This is a genomic window from Halorientalis sp. LT38 (assembly GCF_037031225.1).
GTDB classification, from domain to species: Archaea; Halobacteriota; Halobacteria; order Halobacteriales; family Haloarculaceae; genus Halorientalis; species Halorientalis halophila.
Genome location: NZ_JAYEZN010000001.1, coordinates 2,460,407 through 2,476,369, shown reverse-complemented (window position 1 = coordinate 2,476,369; position 15,963 = coordinate 2,460,407). Strand labels below are relative to the sequence as shown.

Annotated in this window: 17 protein-coding genes; 9 read left to right on the top strand and 8 right to left on the bottom strand. The window is 67.9% G+C overall.

Translation table 11 applies throughout. The features are described from left to right. Positions 1 to 76: 76 nt before the first annotated feature. Together U5918_RS12765 and U5918_RS12760 are read right to left on the bottom strand one after the other, a co-directional pair. The gene (locus U5918_RS12765) at positions 77 to 748 is read right to left on the bottom strand and encodes a hypothetical protein (RefSeq protein WP_336001737.1); all 672 of its coding nucleotides are present in this window, start codon (positions 746 to 748) and stop codon (positions 77 to 79) included. A gap of 344 nt (positions 749 to 1,092) precedes the next feature. Continuing rightward, entirely contained in the window at positions 1,093 to 1,590 is a 498-nt protein-coding gene (locus tag U5918_RS12760) for a metallophosphoesterase family protein (protein WP_336001736.1), read from the bottom strand. 99 nt (positions 1,591 to 1,689) lie between these two features. On the opposite strand from U5918_RS12760, the gene U5918_RS12755 reads away from it, so the two are divergent. Continuing rightward, positions 1,690 to 2,976, top strand: coding sequence for an eIF2B alpha/beta/delta subunit family protein (locus tag U5918_RS12755; protein ID WP_336001735.1), 1,287 nt, complete (start codon positions 1,690 to 1,692; stop codon positions 2,974 to 2,976). A gap of 340 nt (positions 2,977 to 3,316) precedes the next feature. Continuing rightward, positions 3,317 to 3,481: a hypothetical protein gene (locus tag U5918_RS12750; RefSeq protein WP_336001734.1), complete on the top strand. Its 165-nt coding sequence runs from the start codon at positions 3,317 to 3,319 to the stop codon at positions 3,479 to 3,481. Positions 3,482 to 3,484: 3 nt separating this feature from the next. On the opposite strand, the gene U5918_RS12745 is transcribed toward U5918_RS12750, so the two are convergent. After that, positions 3,485 to 4,396, bottom strand: a complete 912-nt coding sequence (locus tag U5918_RS12745; RefSeq protein ID WP_336001733.1) for a hypothetical protein — start codon at positions 4,394 to 4,396, stop codon at positions 3,485 to 3,487. A 63-nt stretch (positions 4,397 to 4,459) separates the two neighbouring features. After that, on the bottom strand, positions 4,460 to 5,113 hold the full coding sequence (locus tag U5918_RS12740; RefSeq protein ID WP_336001732.1) for a helix-turn-helix domain-containing protein: 654 nt from the start codon (positions 5,111 to 5,113) through the stop codon (positions 4,460 to 4,462). A gap of 220 nt (positions 5,114 to 5,333) precedes the next feature. On the opposite strand from U5918_RS12740, the gene U5918_RS12735 reads away from it, so the two are divergent. After that, positions 5,334 to 5,786, top strand: a complete 453-nt coding sequence (locus U5918_RS12735) for a PaaI family thioesterase (protein WP_336001731.1) — start codon at positions 5,334 to 5,336, stop codon at positions 5,784 to 5,786. A 4-nt stretch (positions 5,787 to 5,790) separates the two neighbouring features. Here U5918_RS12735 and U5918_RS12730 read toward each other — a convergent pair whose 3' ends face one another. From U5918_RS12730 to U5918_RS12715, 4 genes are all read right to left on the bottom strand, one after another. After that, positions 5,791 to 7,476, bottom strand: coding sequence for an aldehyde ferredoxin oxidoreductase C-terminal domain-containing protein (locus U5918_RS12730; protein WP_336001730.1), 1,686 nt, complete (start codon positions 7,474 to 7,476; stop codon positions 5,791 to 5,793). Positions 7,477 to 7,593: 117 nt separating this feature from the next. Continuing rightward, positions 7,594 to 8,601, bottom strand: coding sequence for a TIGR04024 family LLM class F420-dependent oxidoreductase (locus U5918_RS12725; RefSeq protein WP_336001729.1), 1,008 nt, complete (start codon positions 8,599 to 8,601; stop codon positions 7,594 to 7,596). Positions 8,602 to 8,658: 57 nt separating this feature from the next. Further along, a complete protein-coding gene (locus tag U5918_RS12720) occupies positions 8,659 to 8,817 on the bottom strand; it encodes a DUF7331 family protein (protein ID WP_336001728.1) in 159 nt (52 codons plus the stop codon). A gap of 143 nt (positions 8,818 to 8,960) precedes the next feature. Then, complete coding sequence (locus U5918_RS12715; RefSeq protein WP_336001727.1) at positions 8,961 to 10,832, bottom strand: cation:proton antiporter domain-containing protein; 1,872 nt, start codon at positions 10,830 to 10,832, stop codon at positions 8,961 to 8,963. Positions 10,833 to 10,969: 137 nt separating this feature from the next. Between U5918_RS12715 and U5918_RS12710 the strand changes: the two genes are divergently transcribed. The 6 genes from U5918_RS12710 to serS all read left to right on the top strand — a co-directional run bounded on the left by U5918_RS12710 (position 10,970) and on the right by serS (position 15,940). After that, positions 10,970 to 12,715 carry a methyl-accepting chemotaxis protein gene (locus U5918_RS12710; RefSeq protein ID WP_336001726.1) on the top strand — a complete coding sequence of 582 codons (1,746 nt, stop codon included), beginning with the start codon at positions 10,970 to 10,972 and terminating at the stop codon, positions 12,713 to 12,715. A 74-nt stretch (positions 12,716 to 12,789) separates the two neighbouring features. Further along, complete coding sequence (locus U5918_RS12705; protein ID WP_336001725.1) at positions 12,790 to 13,176, top strand: hypothetical protein; 387 nt, start codon at positions 12,790 to 12,792, stop codon at positions 13,174 to 13,176. A gap of 89 nt (positions 13,177 to 13,265) precedes the next feature. Beyond that, positions 13,266 to 13,655 (top strand): hypothetical protein, encoded by a 390-nt coding sequence (locus U5918_RS12700; RefSeq protein WP_336001724.1) that lies wholly within the window; start codon positions 13,266 to 13,268, stop codon positions 13,653 to 13,655. An 82-nt stretch (positions 13,656 to 13,737) separates the two neighbouring features. Then, complete coding sequence (locus U5918_RS12695; RefSeq protein WP_336001723.1) at positions 13,738 to 14,109, top strand: hypothetical protein; 372 nt, start codon at positions 13,738 to 13,740, stop codon at positions 14,107 to 14,109. A 145-nt stretch (positions 14,110 to 14,254) separates the two neighbouring features. Next, entirely contained in the window at positions 14,255 to 14,449 is a 195-nt protein-coding gene (locus tag U5918_RS12690) for a cold-shock protein (protein ID WP_077206686.1), read from the top strand. Between the two features lie 108 nt (positions 14,450 to 14,557). Next, the gene (gene serS, locus U5918_RS12685; protein ID WP_336001722.1) at positions 14,558 to 15,940 is read left to right on the top strand and encodes a serine--tRNA ligase; all 1,383 of its coding nucleotides are present in this window, start codon (positions 14,558 to 14,560) and stop codon (positions 15,938 to 15,940) included. Positions 15,941 to 15,963 lie beyond the last annotated feature (23 nt).

Below are 15,963 nucleotides of genomic sequence, written 5' to 3'. Positions count from 1 at the left end.
CGCATGTGAAACCCCCTCATCCGAAACGCCCGGTACGACAGGAACCGGCGCGGCGCGGTGCCGCGGGCCGGAGCCGTTACGCTTCCGCGGTGTCGCCGTCGTCGTCGGAGCCGATCTCCTCGGGCAGCTCCTCGAACTGCTCCTGCAGGTCGTCGACCTGCTCACGGTAGCGGTCGATCTGGTCGCCGAGCGCTTCCTCGAACTCCTCGGCCTGCTCCTCGAAGCGGCCGCCGAGGTCCTCTGCCTGCTCGCTGACCTCTTCCTGGAGCTCCTCGAACTGCTGGACGAGTTCGTCGAGGGCGTCGACGGTCTGCTCCTCGACGGTCTCGTTGGCCTCGAGCAGGACCTCGAACTGCTTGTCGATGATCTCGAGGGTCTGGTCGAGCTGCTCCTCGTAGAGGTCGAGGCTGTCCTCGTAGGTATCGTCGAGCTGGTCGAGGGCCTCCTCGTGCTGTTCGAGGATCTCCTCGAAGCCCTCGTCGACGGCCTCGCGGATGTCCTGGACCGTCTCCTCGCCCTGCTCGGGCGTGGCGGACTCGAGCGTGTCCAGCAGCTGGTCGATCGTGTCCTGGACGAACTTGACCGTGTCCTGCTGGGCCTGTTTCTGGTCGCCGATGGTGCCGTGGAGCGACTCGTTGGCCGCCTTCGGGACCTTGAGCGTCTGCTCGATGACGTCCTGCCCGGTTTCGATCGTCCGACGCTGCACCTCGAAGATCGTGCTGATCGGTGAGTTGCTGTCTTCGCTCATTGTGTTACCTCCGTCGTGTCGCTGGTTGCTACCGGCATGTCGGACTGGCGAAACCGACGGTCTCGTCGCCGGCTACGATGGCCGTCTCCGTCCCCCCACAGGGACCTGGAGCGGTGACGGACGCCGCGGTCCGCCGTCGCCCCCACGTCGACTCGCGGGTCCGCTCCGAACGAGACGGACCCGACGCGATCCCCTCGACCGGGTCCAACATACCCTGTACACGAATACCTACGAGCGAATCCCGTATTTAATTTCTGCCATAGATCTGAGTACCATTAAGTACCTTGTGACGTGCCAGCAAACCTCTGCAGCCCTTCGATTTCCGTCGTAGGAATTCGGCCCGATCACCGGTCGCGTTCGTGACGCTCGACCGATAGGTCCCCGTCCGCGACCGTCGCGGTCAGCATCGTGACGGTCGTGGCCGGGGGCGCGCCCGTCGCGCTCCCCGGGTTGAGCAGTCGGACGCCCCCGACCGTCTCGTCGAGGACCCGGTGGGTGTGGCCGGCGACGCCGACTGTCGGACCGGGGCCGGCCTCCTCCCGGACAGTCTCCGCGACCCGGTCCTCGTACCCGACCGGACTGCCAGTCCCGTGCGTGACGACGAACTCGACCCCGCCGAGCGTCGTGGTCGCGACCCCTGGCAGTCCGAGTCCGGCATCGGTGTTCCCCGAGACGGCGGTGAGGCCGCTGGCGAGGTCCTCGACGGTGGCCAGCGCCGCCGCGGAGTCGAAGTCCCCGGCGTGGATCACGTGGTCGGCCTCCCGTAGCCGGTCGCGAACCCAGTCGGGGATGCGCGCGATCCGGGACGGGACGTGCGTGTCGCTGACGATGGCCACTTCCATACGCCTCCTTCCGACCGCGGCGGCAAAAGCCGTCCCCCGCCGCTCGCTCGTCCAGCCCCCGGCCCGCGGATTTTTGCCCGTCCCCGTCGAGCCCCGACCATGGACGAGACGCCCGTCGTCACCTGCTTTCTTCGCAACCGTGGGGCCGTCCTCCTCCTCCGGCGGAGCGAGACCGTGGGGTCCTACAGGGGAAGATGGGGCGGGGTCGCCGGTCACGTCGCCCGCGAGTCGGAAACGGCGACCGATCCCGACTCGACGCCCGAGGCGGCCGCTCGCCGGGAGATCGCCGAGGAGACTGGGCTGGCCGACGCCGTCACGCTCGTCCGCCGCGGCGACCCCTTCCCCGTCGAAGACGCGGATCTGGACCGGCGCTGGCTGGTCCACCCCTTCCTCTTCGACTGCGCGTCCCGCAACGTGACACTAGACGCAGAGACGACCGAGTGCGAGTGGGTCCCGCCGACGGCCATCCTGCGCCGCCAGACGGTCCCGAAACTCTGGACATCCTACGACCGGGTGCGCCCGACAGTCGACACCGTCGCCGACGACCGCGACCACGGTGCCGCGTATCTCTCCGTGCGCGCGCTCGAAGTGCTCCGCGACGACGCCGCTCTCGCGGTCGAACGCGATGCTGGCGACTGGGCCACCCTCGCCGACCGCGCCCGCGCCCTGCTGGCCGCCCGGCCGTCGATGACCGTCGTCCGCAACCGCGTCAACCGGGTCATGCAGGCGGCCGGTGATCGGACCGCGTCCGCGGTCGAAAGCTCTGCCCACGAGGGAATCGAGGCGGCGCTGGCCGCCGACGACGCCGCCGCGGACCGCGCCGCAGAGCGGGTGGCGGGGGAGAGCCTGGTGACGCTCTCGCGGTCGGGCACCGTCGAGCGCGTCCTGTCGTCGGCCGATCCCGATCGCCTGCTGGTCGGCGAGTCCCGGCCCGGCGGGGAGGGCGTCGGCGTCGCGGAGCGCCGCGCCGAGGCCGGCGACGACGTGACGCTGGCTCCGGACGCGGCGCTCCCGTGGCTCCTGGCCGAGGGGGCTTACGACGCCGCGCTCGTCGGCGCCGACACCGTCCTCGCGGACGGGAGCGTGGTGAACAAGGTCGGGACGCGCGCGCTCGCGCTCGCCGCCGCCCGTGAAGCCGTTCCCCTCTACGTCGTCGCGGCCCGGGACAAGGTGAGTCCCGAGGCCGACCCCCACCTCGAATCGGCCGACCCGGCGACGGTCTACGACGGCGACGCGGCTCTCTCGGTGGCGGCCCCGCTGTTCGACGTGACGCCGCCGGACCTCGTCGCCGGCCTCGTCACCGAGGACGGCCTGCTCGACGGAGACGAGATCGGGTCGGTCGCCGAGGCCCACCGCGACCTCGCCGACTGGAACGCAAAGGCTTAGCCGAACGGTCGGGTACCAAAAGCGGGCGGCAGTGACGAAGGGTTACCCCCTCCGAGCCCCGTGTGACGAGAGCTTTTCCCCGAGCCGCCCCTTCAGCGACGCCGAGCCACCGCCGCGTCTCGACCCGGGACCGTCTTTGTATGTGTTTAAGGAGCTACGGCCGCCCCACCCACGTCCGGCGATTTCGCACGTAAAAGGGGCTATCGCTATATGGGAGTCCGACGTAGAACGAGGGAGGGAGCGACGGTCTGCGCGAGGGGCCACCGGGTCCGGGCGCGGACGGCGGTGGACGAGGGGCCACCGCGTCGCCGCGAGCGCGAACCGTCGACCGGAGTGAACCATGCACCTACAGCACAAACCGACGACGGCGGAGGACTGGTTCGGGAGCGAACGCTACACGGTATCGACACACGAGGCCGACTGTCCGGCGTGCGACGAGCGGGTCGTCGACGGCCAGGGCGTCCTGGCCTGCACGGACTGCGACTGGGCCGGAATCGTCGCCTGACGCTCAGGCAGACTGCCGGCGGAACTTTTCCAGAACGATCGCCACGCCGTCACCGCCGAGATCGCGGACCGCGTAGCGTGTCGGATACCAGCCGTCCTGCGGGTAGACCCCGGGCTGGGCGATCTCTCGGCCGTCGACGCCGGAAAGTTCCGACAGGTAGTCGACGGTCACCATCGGCTCGACGAACGTGAGTTCGCCCGCGTCGTCGCCGTCGACGTCGTGGGCGCCCCAGATGAGCGTGTTCTCGAAGGTCTCACCCTGCATCTCCGGGGCGTCGGGATCGCCCAGGTGTTCGCCCATGTGGATCACCCTGTCGAACTCCCCAGCGGGGTTGGGGAGGCGCGTGTACCCCTCCGGCATCCGCTCGTCGGGGATCGGGTACTCGGCGACGCCCGGGTCGATGTCCGCCACGACCGACTCTGGCTGGAAGTGAAAGTGCACGTCGAAGTGGGGCAGGTCGTAGACGCCCGGCGGGACGTGTCCCTCCGGGTTCCAGTAGAACCCGAGGAACGTGAACGGGTCGGGCGCGGCCTCGGGGAAGGGCACGAAGAACTCCTGCGACTGGGCCCCGTGGACGGTCAGCCCCTCGTCGCTCTCCGCGAGTTCGCTCGCCGACGGCAGCCCCGAGAGCGCATCCCGCGTCAGGTGGACGCCCAGGTACTTCGGCCGACCCGAGGGCGTGACCGACGCGAACGTCGAGAGTTCGCCGTCGCCGAGCGTCCGCTCGATGCGGTCGCCGTCGTCGTCTTCCGCCCAGGTCGTGATTCCCGCCGGCGGAAACCCGGATCCGCCCCCGCGACCGCGTCCCCGTCCGGGGGTCGCGCCCGCGACGCCGGTCAGTGTGAGACAGCCCAGTCCGGCGAGAACCGTTCGCCGTGACCGCGCGGTGCTGCGTCGAGTGTCGTTCGACTCCATGGAGGGTGGATCGCACTCTCGGACATAATTGTTGGGATAGGACAGCCGAAATTTACTGGCCGGTCAGTCCATCGAGGCGTGGATGATCTGGGACTCGATGCGGTTGAGGTGTTCGCCGACGGTGCCGACGGTGCAGTCACAGACCTCGGCGATCTCCTCGTAGGTTGCCTCGCGGGGGACCTGGTAGTAGCCCAGTTCGACGGCGGCCTCGAGGACTTCGCGCTGGCGCTTGGTGAGGCCCGCGATGGCGCGCTCGTCGTCGGGGTTGTACTCGCCCATCTGGGTGGCCTGGGCGTCGATGGCCTCCGGGACGTTCTGGAGCGCCTCCTGGATGTGGTCGTCGGTGCCGATGACCGTCACCCGCAGGTAGCCCTCGCTGGTGAATCGGAGTGGGAGTTCGAGCACGAGTCGGTACTCGTCGAGTAGTTTCAACAGTCCGACCGCCGGTTCGCGGCCGGTGAAGTGGATGTAGGCGTAGAAGCCGTCGTTGCCGGGGATCAGCTCCCAGTCGATGACGTCGTCGTTGTCCTGCATGACCGCCGCGGCCGCGGACTCGTCGCCACGGCCCCCGAGCAGGACGATGCCTGTCTCGTCTTCGAACAGATTGATGTACTTCATCTGTTCGAGGGTGATGTCCGGTTGATCCCTGGCCTCCGCCAGCGCCGGGTGGAAGTAGCGGTCCTCCAGCGGGACGAACGTGAACGTGAAGTATCGCATCACGGGCGATCACCCCCGGGCTGGCGCGGTACCGGTCCGGCGTGAGCCGTCACCGGTGCCTCGGACTGGTCGGCGAGCGATCGGGCGTCGTGAGTCGAGTGTTGCGTGATCATCTCTCGGCACTGGCCCCCTCCGGGACACGGTCGCGCGGCCCCGACCGCGGTACGTCGCGGCAGTTTGTCTTCTGAACCCTTATTTTGCGGTGGTGGTATGGAGGCGTATGGACGTAACAGAAATCTTCTCGTACATGCCATTTACGAACCTGGTCGGCATCGAGCTGACCGAGGCCGACGACGGCTACGCCGAAGGCCGGGTCGAGATGCGCGAGGAACTCGCCTCCGTCCCCGGCGGCGACGTCGCCCACGGCGGCGTCACCTACTCGCTGGCCGACACCGTCGGCGGCGCCGCTGTCATCTCGCTGGCCCACGACGTCACCCCCACCGTCGACATGCGCATGGACTACCTCGCGCCCGCGACCGACGACCTCCACGCCGAGGCCGAGGTCATGCGCATGGGCGGCAGCGTCGCCGTCACCGACATCGACGTCTGGGACGCCGACGAGCACCACGTCGCCTCCGCTCGCGGCGTCTACAAGACCGGCGGCGACAGCGAAGGCACCCCCTGGGTCCGCAACGGCGGCGAACCCGAGAAATCGGACTACACCGAAGAGTAGCTATTCAGTCTCCGGCCGCTTCGGCGCCCTCGACGTTCTCGTCGGGCACCGTGCCGTCCTGGTTCCAGTCGCGCTGCTCGTAGTAGCTGTCCAGTTCGTCCGACAGCCCCTCCAGGTCGAAGGGCAGGGCCTCGTCGTCGCTGCGGTCCTTCCCGCGCTCGTTGTGGAAGTGTCGCTCCATCTCGACGATCCGGCTGCCCAGGTCCATCAACTGGTCGTAGTCGGCCTGGAACACCTTCTCGTAGCGTTCCTCCTCGGTGTAGGACGAAGAGAACTGACAGAGGACGCCGCTGTCCCTGACGGCCTTGATGTTCTCGAGTTCGATGATCTTCTCGGACTTGCCGTCGACGCCCTCCTTGTCCATGGCCTCCGTCGGCGCGACCAGCGGGTACTCGTAGTCGTAGGCGACCGAGTACATGTGGTCGGCCCCGCGGTTCGAGGTGGCGTAGGAGAGGCCCTGGCCGTTGAGCGTGCGGCCGTCGTGGGCGGCGAACTCCATGCCCTTCATCGTCCAGTTGTCGACGCCGAGTTCGTCGTGGATGCGGTCGATCCCCTCGGCCAGGAGGTCGCCCTCGTCCTCGCGGTAGGCGATCTTCTCGACCAGTTCGAGCATGAGTTCCTCGTTGCCGAACTCGTCTTCGGCCGCGAGGTACGCCGAGATGGTGTCGCCACAGGAGATGGTGTCCATCCCGAGCGTGTCGCACATGTCGTTTGCCTCCATGATCGTCCGGAAGTCGTCCACGAGGGCGTTCGACCCGAAGGCCATCACCGTCTCCCACTCCGGGCCCTCAGTCGTGAACCCGTCGGACTCGTCCTTGGTCGGGAGTTTGCAGGCGAAGGCACACGACGAACAGGTGCCCTTCTTGTACTTGTGGTCGATGACCGCGGTCGACCCGATCTCGTCGAGTTTGTCGTAGGACAGTTCCTCGAAGTACTTCGTCGGCACCGCCTCGACGGCGTTGGCGAACGACGAGACCGAGACCGTCCCGGCGTCTTTCATCGGGCTGTCGGAGGTGGCGGCGTCCTGGTGGATCGCCTGCGTGACCTCCTCGTCCAGGTCGATCTCCGGCCGGGAGTCGCCGTCGAAGGTGAGGAACTTCACGTTCTTCGAACCCAGCACCGCGCCGAGGCCGCCGCGGCCGAACGCCCGGTGTTCGGAGGTGATGATGGCCGCGAACCGGACCTCGTTCTCGCCGGCCGGCCCGGCGATGGCCGCGTGTTCGTCGCCGAGGCCGTGTTCCGAATCGAGGTACTCGATCGTCTCGTCGACGGTCGCCTCCTCGAGGTCGCCGACTGCCTCGAAGGTGACGCCCTCGTCGGTGACGTGGACACCCACCAGCTCGTCGCTCGCGCCCGTGATCTCGACCGCGCCGTAGCCCGTGTCAGCGAACGGCCGGGACATGAACCCGCCGGCGTTCGAGGAGAGCAGGCCGTCGGTCAGCGGCGACAATCCCGTGCAGTTCATCCGCCCGGTGAAACTCATCGACGAGGTCTGGAGCGGCCCCGTCGCGAAGAAGAGGCTGTTCTCCGGCCCGAACGGATCCGCGTCGAAGGGGATCCGCTCGTGGGCGAGTCGCGTCCCCACACCCCGGCCGCCGACGAAGGTCTCCAGCACGTCGTCGATGTCTTCGGTCGTCGTCTCCTGTGTACCCACGTCCACCGTCAGCAGTGGACCCTTCCCGTGTATCATGTCAGGTGCAACGACCGGGAGGCACATAAATCAACAGCCACTGGAGGGAGCCCTTATTAATAGGGCTTCAAGCTGGAAAGCGCCGCCATCGATCCGGCTAACGACGGTGTCCCCAACTTACGAATCCGTCACTGCGTCCATCGTCAGTTCCTTTTGCTCCTGGCTCATGCCGGAGACGAAGCCCACCCGGACGGCGTCGACGCCGTCGACGGCGGCGAAGTCCTCGACCTTGTCGCGGACCTCCTCGGGCGTGCCGGTGGCGGCGACGGCGTCGAGCAACTCGTCGGGGAGCGCCGCGGCCATCGCCGCCGTGTCGCGGTCCTCCCAGGCGGCGCGGATCTCCTCGACCTCCTCCTCGTACCCCTGCTCGGCGATCGAATCGCCGTAGAAGGGGCCGTACGCGCCGATCAGGAAGGCGATCATCCCCCGGGCGATCGAGCGGGCGGTGTCGCCGTCCTCGGCCGCACAGCAGCGGACGAGGGGGCTGACCCGCAACTCGGCGGGGTCGCGATCGCCCAGTTCCGCGCCGCGCCGGAGGTCCTCCATCCGCTCCTCGAGCCCCTCGGTCGTGAACAGTTGCGGGACCCAGCCGTCGGCGAACCGGCCGGCCAGTTCCACGGTCTTGGGGCCGAGGGCAGCGACGTCGACCGCCGGCGGCTCGTCGGGGACGCGGCCCTCGAAGGCCATCCCGCCGAGGTCGTAGATCTCGCCGTCGTAGTCGACCGAATCGCCGGTGCAGACCTGCCGGACCACGTCGATGGTCTCCCGGAGCCGACGGAGCGGGCGGTCGAACGACTGCCCGTGCCAGCGCTCGGCGATGGCGGGCGAGCTCGTCCCGAGGCCGAGGCGGAAGCGCCCGTCGGTCACGTCGTCCATCGTGAGCGCGGTCTGGCCCAGCACCGTCGGCGCCCGGGAGTACGGGGAGATCACGTCGTCGGTGATGCCGATCTCGTCGGTTCGTTCGGCGATCACGGTGAGGACGGGCACGATGTTGTGGCCGGTCGTCTCGCCCATCGTGACGTGGCTGAAGCCGTACTCCTCGGCCAGTTGCGCCTGGTCGGCGAGCGAGTCGACGTCGTCGTGGTCGCGGCCCAATAACACGAGGTCACAGGTCGGGGCTGTCATGGGCCGACAGAACAGGGGGGCGGACTTAAGTGTGGGCAGCGTGGCAGGCGACCGCACTCACCGCACGTCCGGGAGCGGGACGAAGCAGTCGGACTGGATCCACCTGGCGGTGTCCTCGCGGTCGTAGACGACGATGCCGTCGCCCGCGTCGAACTGGCCGTATCTGCGCCGCGGTTCCTCGGAGCCGGCTGTGAGATCGGCGTCTGACTCGGTCATCCTCACCCGTCGCTTCGGACCGCGCCCACGTATTAACCCGAGATCGTATCGGTCGTTACACGCCGTTTAACGACAGCTCAGTCCGGTCTCGCAGGTGGAGGGTTCGAACGAACGTGAAACGGCGCAAAACGTCGGCGGCGCGGTCACTCGGGATGGACCATGTCCATCGCCTCCCGGACGGCGTCGCGGTCGCCCAGCAACGTCACCCGGTCGCCGATCTCGATGACGTACTCCGGGCCGGGGACCTCGACCTGGCCGTCGCGGTCGACCAGCGCGAGCAGACAGGTCTCGGGCAGTTCCGGGCCGAGTTCCCGGACGGGGCGACCCGCGAAGGAGTCGGCGGTGACCTCGATCTCCTGGACGTCGCCCTTGCGGCCCACGTCGGTCATCCAGTGGGCCAGCGCCGGGCGCTCGATCTGGTTGTCCATCGCCCAGGCGGTCGCCATCGCCGAGGAGATGGTGCGGACGCCCAGGTCCTCGAACGCCTCGACGTTGTCCGGGTTGTTCGCGCGGGCGATCACCCGCTCGGGGCCGAACTTCGAGCTCGACAGCTGGGCGATCAGCAGGTTCGCATCGTCGTCCCCGGTGGCGGCGACGACGGTCTTCGCGTTCGCGGCGCCGGCCTCCCGGAGCACGTCCGTGTCGGTCCCGTCGCCCATGACGACCGAGTAGCCGTCGTTGCGGTTGCGTTCGACTGCCTGTTCGTCCTCCTCGACGATCACGACGTTCTCGCCGCGATCCTCGAGGCGTTCGGCGAGCGCGCGGCCCACCTGTCCGCCGCCGACGATGATGACTCGCATTGGTATCACGTCCAGTTGTTCCGCGATGTAACGGGCGAACCCGCCCTGCACCGCCACCGTCACGAAGATTACCAGAAAGACCGTCCCGACGAGGACCTGGGCCTGCTCGTCGAGCCCCTGGGCCTGCATCTGGACGGCGAAGAGCGTCGCGACCGACGCCGGGATGATCCCGCGTGGCCCGACGAAACTGACGAACAGCTTCTCGCCGCTCGTGAACCGATCCCCGCGGGTCGAGACGAAGACCAGCAGCGGGCGGATCACCAGCATGATCACCGCCGCGACCGCGAGCCCGCGGAGCCCCAGCCGAAGCAGGTCCCCGAACTGCAGGAGTGCGGCCAGCGCGATGAACACGAACGAGAGCACGATCAGCGTCACGTCGCCCTTGAACGACTCGATCTCGTCCTCGTAAGGGATGTCGAGATTGCCCAGCAGGAGGCCGGCGGTCGCGACGGCCGCGACGCCGGCTTCGCTCGCGAGGGAGTCCGCCGCCCCGTAGGCGACCAGTGCGCCCGCGAATGTGAGCAGTCGCGCGTTCCGCGGCGCGTTCCCCGGCGACAGGTCGACGTACCTGAGCAGGCCGTAGACGACCGCGGCGACGATGACGCCGATCAGCAGCCCGATCCCGAGCCGGGAGAACAGCTCCTCGAGGAAGGTCCCGCCGGTCTCGTCCTGGATGACGATGACCTTGAAGATCACCACGGCGATGATCGCCGCCGACACGTCGTTGACGATCCCCTCGGTCTCCAGCGCCGCGGCCACCCGGTCCCGGACCGGGACCACGTCCAGGATGGGCGTGATCACGGTCGGACCGGTGGCGACCAGCAGCGCGCCGATCAGGAAGGACAGGTCCCAGGGCTGTTGCAGCACGTACTTGACGGTGATCGCCGTCCCGAACAGCGCGATCGCGGCCCCGACTGTTACCAGCCGTACCGCAGCGGCCGGGGCCTCCCTGATGCGTTCGAGTCTCAGGTGGAAGGCCCCCTCGAAGACGATGATCGCCACCGACAGGCCGACGATCGCCGGGAGCGCGTCGCCGAACGTCGCCGCCGAGAGGATCCGCTCACCGAACAGGAACCCCGACAGGGGCCCGAGCACCAGTCCCGCAGAGATGAGAAAGATGATGCTCGGGACCCGGAACCGGGCCGCCAGGAGCTGCGCGCCCACGCCCAGGCCGATGATGGCGGCGACGAGCGGGATTATCTCGCCTGACGCCACACGCGATCCTCCATACACCCGTCCCGAAGAATGGACGACGCTTAAACGTCCGTACTTCGCGGCGGCGGCGGCCGGCAGTATCGGTACCGATAATCACACCCGCACCTATTTACGTAGTACCGTGGCACCAAGGCACAATGAGCCTCTCGAGTCGCGTTTCGAAGCTCCTGCGGGCCGTCCGCACGGGCTCCGGCGGTCTGGCCGACGCCGATCGAGGAGCCGACGGCCAAACGGGCGACGGGACAGGGACCCGGCGGGCGACAGGCGAGTCGAACGAGATCGAGCACCGGGGCGACGACGCGAGAGCCCCCGTCGCCGGGGACCACCAGCCGACGGCCGACGAGGCGGGGGTCGAGACCGACGGTGGCGCCCGGGCGAAGGACGGCGATCCGGACGGCGCGGTGGCCGAGACGGCGGCCGACGACGAGGGAGACGAGGCTGACGACGACGTGGAAACCGCTGCCGACCAGGGGGACGCCGCTGCCGACGACGCGGAAATCCCCGACGACGGCGGCGACGCGGATGTACCCGACGACGGCGGAGCCCCTGACGGCGGCGACGATCAGGAGGACGCCGCTGACGGCAGTGAGGCCGCCGACCAGGTTCTCGAGGCGACGGCGCGGGAGTTCCGGGACGCGATGGCAGCGGCCGCCGAGGGCGACCTCAACCAGCGGCTCGACACGGACCGTGAGAACGAGGCGATAGCCGACGCCGCGGTCGCCTTCAACGACCTGCTCGCGGACCTCGCGGACACCGTCGGCGAGCTGGACGAGTTCGCCGACGACGTCGACGACAAGACCGAGGAGATGAGCGCAGCGACCCGCGAGGTGCGCGACGCGAGCGAGGACGTCGACACGTCCGTCGGCGAGATCGCCGACAACGCGGCCCGACAGGAGGAGCTCCTCGGTCGGGTCACCGACGAGATGACCGACCTCTCGGCGACGGTCGAGGAGATCGCCTCTTCGGCCGACGAGGTGGCGAGCATCTCCCAGGACGCGGCCGAACACGGCCGCGAGGGCCGGGACGCCGCCACCGGCGCGCTCGAGGAGATGCGCGACGTCGAGAACCACGCGGACACGACTATCGAGCAGGTCACCTCGCTCGAGGAGCGCATCGAGGAGATCAGTGGCGTCGTGGACGTGATCGACGACATCGCCGAGCAGACCTCGATCCTCGCGTTGAACGCCTCGATCGAGGCCGCCCGCGCCGGCGAGGCCGGCAGCGGCTTCGCGGTCGTCGCCGACGAGGTCAAACAGCTCGCAGAGGAGTCCGGGCAGGCGACCGAGGAGATCAGCGCGATGATCGACGAGGTCCAGACCGAGACCACCGAGGCCGTCGACGAGGTCCGCGAGATGGGCGAGCGAGTCTCGAGCGGCACCGAGACCGTCGAGGACGCGCTCGAATCGCTCGAGGTGATCGCCGACCGGGTCGAGGAAGCCAACGACGGCGTCCAGTCGATCAACGACGCGACCGACGAACAGGCCGCGAGCACCGAGGAAGTCGTCGCGATGGTCGAGGACGTCGCCGAGTTGAGCCAGGAGACCGCGAGCGAAGTCGAGGCGGTCTCGAAGGCCACCGGGACGCAGACGACGATGCTCTCCGAGGTCGCCGTCCAGATGGACCGGCTGGCCGATCAGGCCAGCACGCTCGGTGACCTCCTGGCCGGCTACGAGGACGAGGCTGGGGACGGCGACGACGACCTCTCCTGGGACGACGCCGTCGTTCACGACGGTGCCGACGACGACAGCGCGGACGACGATGGCGACGCTGGCGACGACCTGTCGTGGGACGACGCGAAGGTCCACGACGGTGCGGACGACGATGACGCTGACGGGGACGACGACCTGTCGTGGGACGACGCGCAGGTTCACGACGGGAAGTGAACCGACCCCCTAAGATTTTGAAATTGATAATCGGACGGTAATGTTCAATAATAACATGCCCCGTACTCGTGGGCATGGGAGACTGGAACGTCCGAGCCGACGAATCAGCGAACCGACTGTACATCGACCTGAGCGCACACTTCGACGCGGAGGAGGCCGAGGAGGCCAACGAGGAGGTCAAGAAGGCGGCCGCGAAACTGGACCCGGGCTTCGAGGTCATCACGAACCTCTCGGGGTTCGTCCCGGGCGATCAGGACGCAGTCAAGTACATCGAGGAGGGCAAGCAGATCGTTCGTGACGAGGGCGCGTCAGCGGCCGTGCGCGTGATGGGCGAGGGCTCGACGACGGGCCAGATGCACTTCGAGCGCGTCGGTGAAGAGGAGGAAGAGTACGCCGTCGCGATGGCAGACACCGTCGAACAGGCCGAGAAACTGCTCGACAAGCGAGCGGCCTCCCAGTAACGCACCCGTCTTTCTACCCTGCCGTCCCGGCTATCAACAGTGAGAACCGTTCGGTAATTCTTATTGTGTATAGATACCGTCTCACATCCATGGCGAACTGGGACGTGACAGTCGACGAGGCGAAACAGCGTGTCTACCTGAAACTGGGCAGCGGACTCACGGTCGAGGAGCAGGCGGCGGCGTCCGACGCCTGCATCGAGGCGGCGAAGCGGCTCGACGACGGGTTCGACCTGGTCAACGATATGCGGACGTTCGAGCCGACGAGCGAGGAGGCACTGGAGGAAGTCGAACGCGGCAAGCGAGGCCTCGCGGAGAACGGCATGGGTGCCGCAGTACGCGTCGTGGCCGAGTCGACGGTCACGCAACTGCAGTTCGACCGGGCCGGCGAAGACGTCGAGGAGTACGAACTCGCGAAGGCCGAGTCCGTCGAAGCCGCCGAGAAACTGCTCGACAAGCGCCGCGAGCAGGCCTCACAGTAGCCGGTCACCGGTCGCGCTCGCGCTGCTATCGATGCCGAAAACGCCGCGGTGATTCTTAAGCGACAGGGTGGTAACGACAGACATGGCTCATTGGGACATGGAGATCGACGAAGCGAATCAGCGCGCCTACCTCACACTGGCCGGTGATCTCGACGCGGAGCAACACGCCGCGGCCGCGGACGCCTGCGAGCGCGCGGCCGAAAAACTGGACGAGGGGTTCGATCTGATCAACGACATGCGGACCTTCAAACCCGGCGGCGAGGAGGCGATGCGCGAGACCGAGCGCGGAAAACGAGCGCTCGCCAGGGGCGGCATGGCGGCGGCGGTCCGGGTCACCTCAGAGTCGACGACGGGCCAGATGCAGTTCGACCGGGCCGGGCAGGGCGCTGAGGAGTACGCGGTCGCGAAAGCGGAGTCCGTCGAGGAAGCGGAAAAACTCCTGGACAGCCGGTAGCTCACCGCGCGTCCGCACGTCGGTCGAGGTACGTCAGGACGCCGCGGACGTTCGTCTGTTCGTCCGCCCGGGATCGACCGCGTCGGGTCGTGGTAACGCGCCCCTCGCCACCTTTATCCCTCCCTCGCCACTGTGTCCAAGAGCAATGGCAAACGGTACGGTTGATTTCTTCAACGACACTGGCGGCTACGGTTTCATCGAGACTGACGACGCGGACGAGGACGTGTTCTTCCACATGGAAGACGTCGGCGGCCCGGATCTCGAAGAGGGACAGGAAGTCGAATTCGACATCGAACAGGCCGACAAGGGCCCCCGCGCGACGAACCTCGTTCGTAACTGAGCGACGTTTCGGAACGCGATTTTTCAGCACGCAAACCGGCGAGCGGCGGCGCTGCTCGGTCGCCGAGAGCGACACGGTTTTGCCACGGCACGGAAAAGGTCGGAGCAAATGATCAGCAGGCAGTTCCTCCGGGAAGAGTCCGAGACGGTCCGGGACGCCCTCGAGAAGAAGGGCGTCGACGACGTCGACCTCGACCGAATCCTCGAGATCGACGAGGAGTGGCGCGATCTCAAAGCCGAAGGCGACGATCTGCGCCACGAGCGCAACGAGGTCTCCTCGAAGATCGGAGAGCTCAAACAGGAGGGCAAGGAGGAAGCGGCCCAGGAGGCCATCGAGCGCTCGGGGGAACTGAAGGCGGAACTCGAGGAGGTCGAGGCCCGCGCCGACGACCTGGAGGCCGAACTGGAAGCGGCCCTGCTGGAACTCCCGCAGATCCCCCACGAGGACGCCCCCGTCGGCGACGACGAGAGCGACAACGTCGAGGTCGACCGCGAGGGCTTTTCCGACCTGCGTAACCTGCCCGCCGACGTGATCCCCCACTACGACCTGGGCGAGGACCTCGACATCCTGGACTTCGAGCGCGGCGCCAAGGTCTCCGGCGGCGGCTTCTACTTCCTTCGCGGGGACGGCGCGCGCCTGGAACACGCCCTCATCCAGTTCATGCTCGACGTGCACCGCGAGCAGGGGTACACCGACGTGTTCCCGCCGATTCCGGTCAACAGCGCCTCCATGGAGGGGACCGGCCAGTTCCCCAAGTTCGTCGAGGACGCCTACCGCGTCGGCGACGACAACGACGAACCCTACCACGACGAGGACCTCTGGCTGCTCCCGACCGCGGAGGTCCCCGTCACCAACATGTACCGCGACGAGATCCTGCTGGACGACGACCTCCCGCTCAAGCACCAGGCCTACTCCCCGAACTTCCGCCGGGAGGCAGGCGAACACGGGACGGAAACCAGGGGCATCGTCCGCGTCCACCAGTTCAACAAGGTGGAACTCGTCAACTTCGTCCGCCCCGAGGAGAGCTACGAGAGACTGGAAGACCTCCGGAGCGAGGCCGAGGAAGTCCTGCGACGGCTCGACCTGCCCTACCGCGTGCTGGAGATGTGTACCGGCGACATGGGCTTCACGCAAGCGAAGAAGTACGACATCGAGGTGTGGGCACCCGGCGACGACATGGAGGAGGGTCCCGACGAGGGCGGTCGCTGGCTGGAGGTCTCATCGGTGTCGAACTTCGAGGACTTCCAGGCCCGGCGGGCGGGCATCCGCTACCGGCCCGAGCGCCACGAGTCCGCCGAGTACCTGCACACCCTGAACGGCTCCGGCCTCGCCGTTCCGCGGACGATGGTCGCCATCATGGAGTACTACCAGAACGACGACGGGACGATCACCGTCCCCGAACCCCTCCGGGAATACATGGGCGGCCAGGACGTCATCGAGGGCCACGACCCCGTCGGCGAGAGCGCCCTCGGCGCGGGCGAGAAAGACTGATCGGCGACTGGAACTTTCGCCCG

What these genes read in the sequence shown, in the direction of transcription:
- U5918_RS12725 (WP_336001729.1), bottom strand. Translation starts at nt 8,601, where the DNA reads ATGACAGCCCCGACCTGTGACCTCGTGTTATTGGGCCGCGACCACGAC.
- U5918_RS12705 (WP_336001725.1), top strand. Translation starts at nt 12,790, where the DNA reads ATGGGAGACTGGAACGTCCGAGCCGACGAATCAGCGAACCGACTGTAC.
- U5918_RS12750 (WP_336001734.1), top strand. Translation starts at nt 3,317, where the DNA reads ATGCACCTACAGCACAAACCGACGACGGCGGAGGACTGGTTCGGGAGC.
- serS (WP_336001722.1), top strand. Translation starts at nt 14,558, where the DNA reads ATGATCAGCAGGCAGTTCCTCCGGGAAGAGTCCGAGACGGTCCGGGAC.
- U5918_RS12755 (WP_336001735.1), top strand. Translation starts at nt 1,690, where the DNA reads ATGGACGAGACGCCCGTCGTCACCTGCTTTCTTCGCAACCGTGGGGCC.
- U5918_RS12710 (WP_336001726.1), top strand. Translation starts at nt 10,970, where the DNA reads ATGAGCCTCTCGAGTCGCGTTTCGAAGCTCCTGCGGGCCGTCCGCACG.
- U5918_RS12690 (WP_077206686.1), top strand. Translation starts at nt 14,255, where the DNA reads ATGGCAAACGGTACGGTTGATTTCTTCAACGACACTGGCGGCTACGGT.
- U5918_RS12700 (WP_336001724.1), top strand. Translation starts at nt 13,266, where the DNA reads ATGGCGAACTGGGACGTGACAGTCGACGAGGCGAAACAGCGTGTCTAC.
- U5918_RS12760 (WP_336001736.1), bottom strand. Translation starts at nt 1,590, where the DNA reads ATGGAAGTGGCCATCGTCAGCGACACGCACGTCCCGTCCCGGATCGCG.
- U5918_RS12720 (WP_336001728.1), bottom strand. Translation starts at nt 8,817, where the DNA reads ATGACCGAGTCAGACGCCGATCTCACAGCCGGCTCCGAGGAACCGCGG.
- U5918_RS12695 (WP_336001723.1), top strand. Translation starts at nt 13,738, where the DNA reads ATGGCTCATTGGGACATGGAGATCGACGAAGCGAATCAGCGCGCCTAC.
- U5918_RS12765 (WP_336001737.1), bottom strand. Translation starts at nt 748, where the DNA reads ATGAGCGAAGACAGCAACTCACCGATCAGCACGATCTTCGAGGTGCAG.
- U5918_RS12730 (WP_336001730.1), bottom strand. Translation starts at nt 7,476, where the DNA reads ATGATACACGGGAAGGGTCCACTGCTGACGGTGGACGTGGGTACACAG.
- U5918_RS12740 (WP_336001732.1), bottom strand. Translation starts at nt 5,113, where the DNA reads ATGCGATACTTCACGTTCACGTTCGTCCCGCTGGAGGACCGCTACTTC.
- U5918_RS12745 (WP_336001733.1), bottom strand. Translation starts at nt 4,396, where the DNA reads ATGGAGTCGAACGACACTCGACGCAGCACCGCGCGGTCACGGCGAACG.
- U5918_RS12735 (WP_336001731.1), top strand. Translation starts at nt 5,334, where the DNA reads ATGGACGTAACAGAAATCTTCTCGTACATGCCATTTACGAACCTGGTC.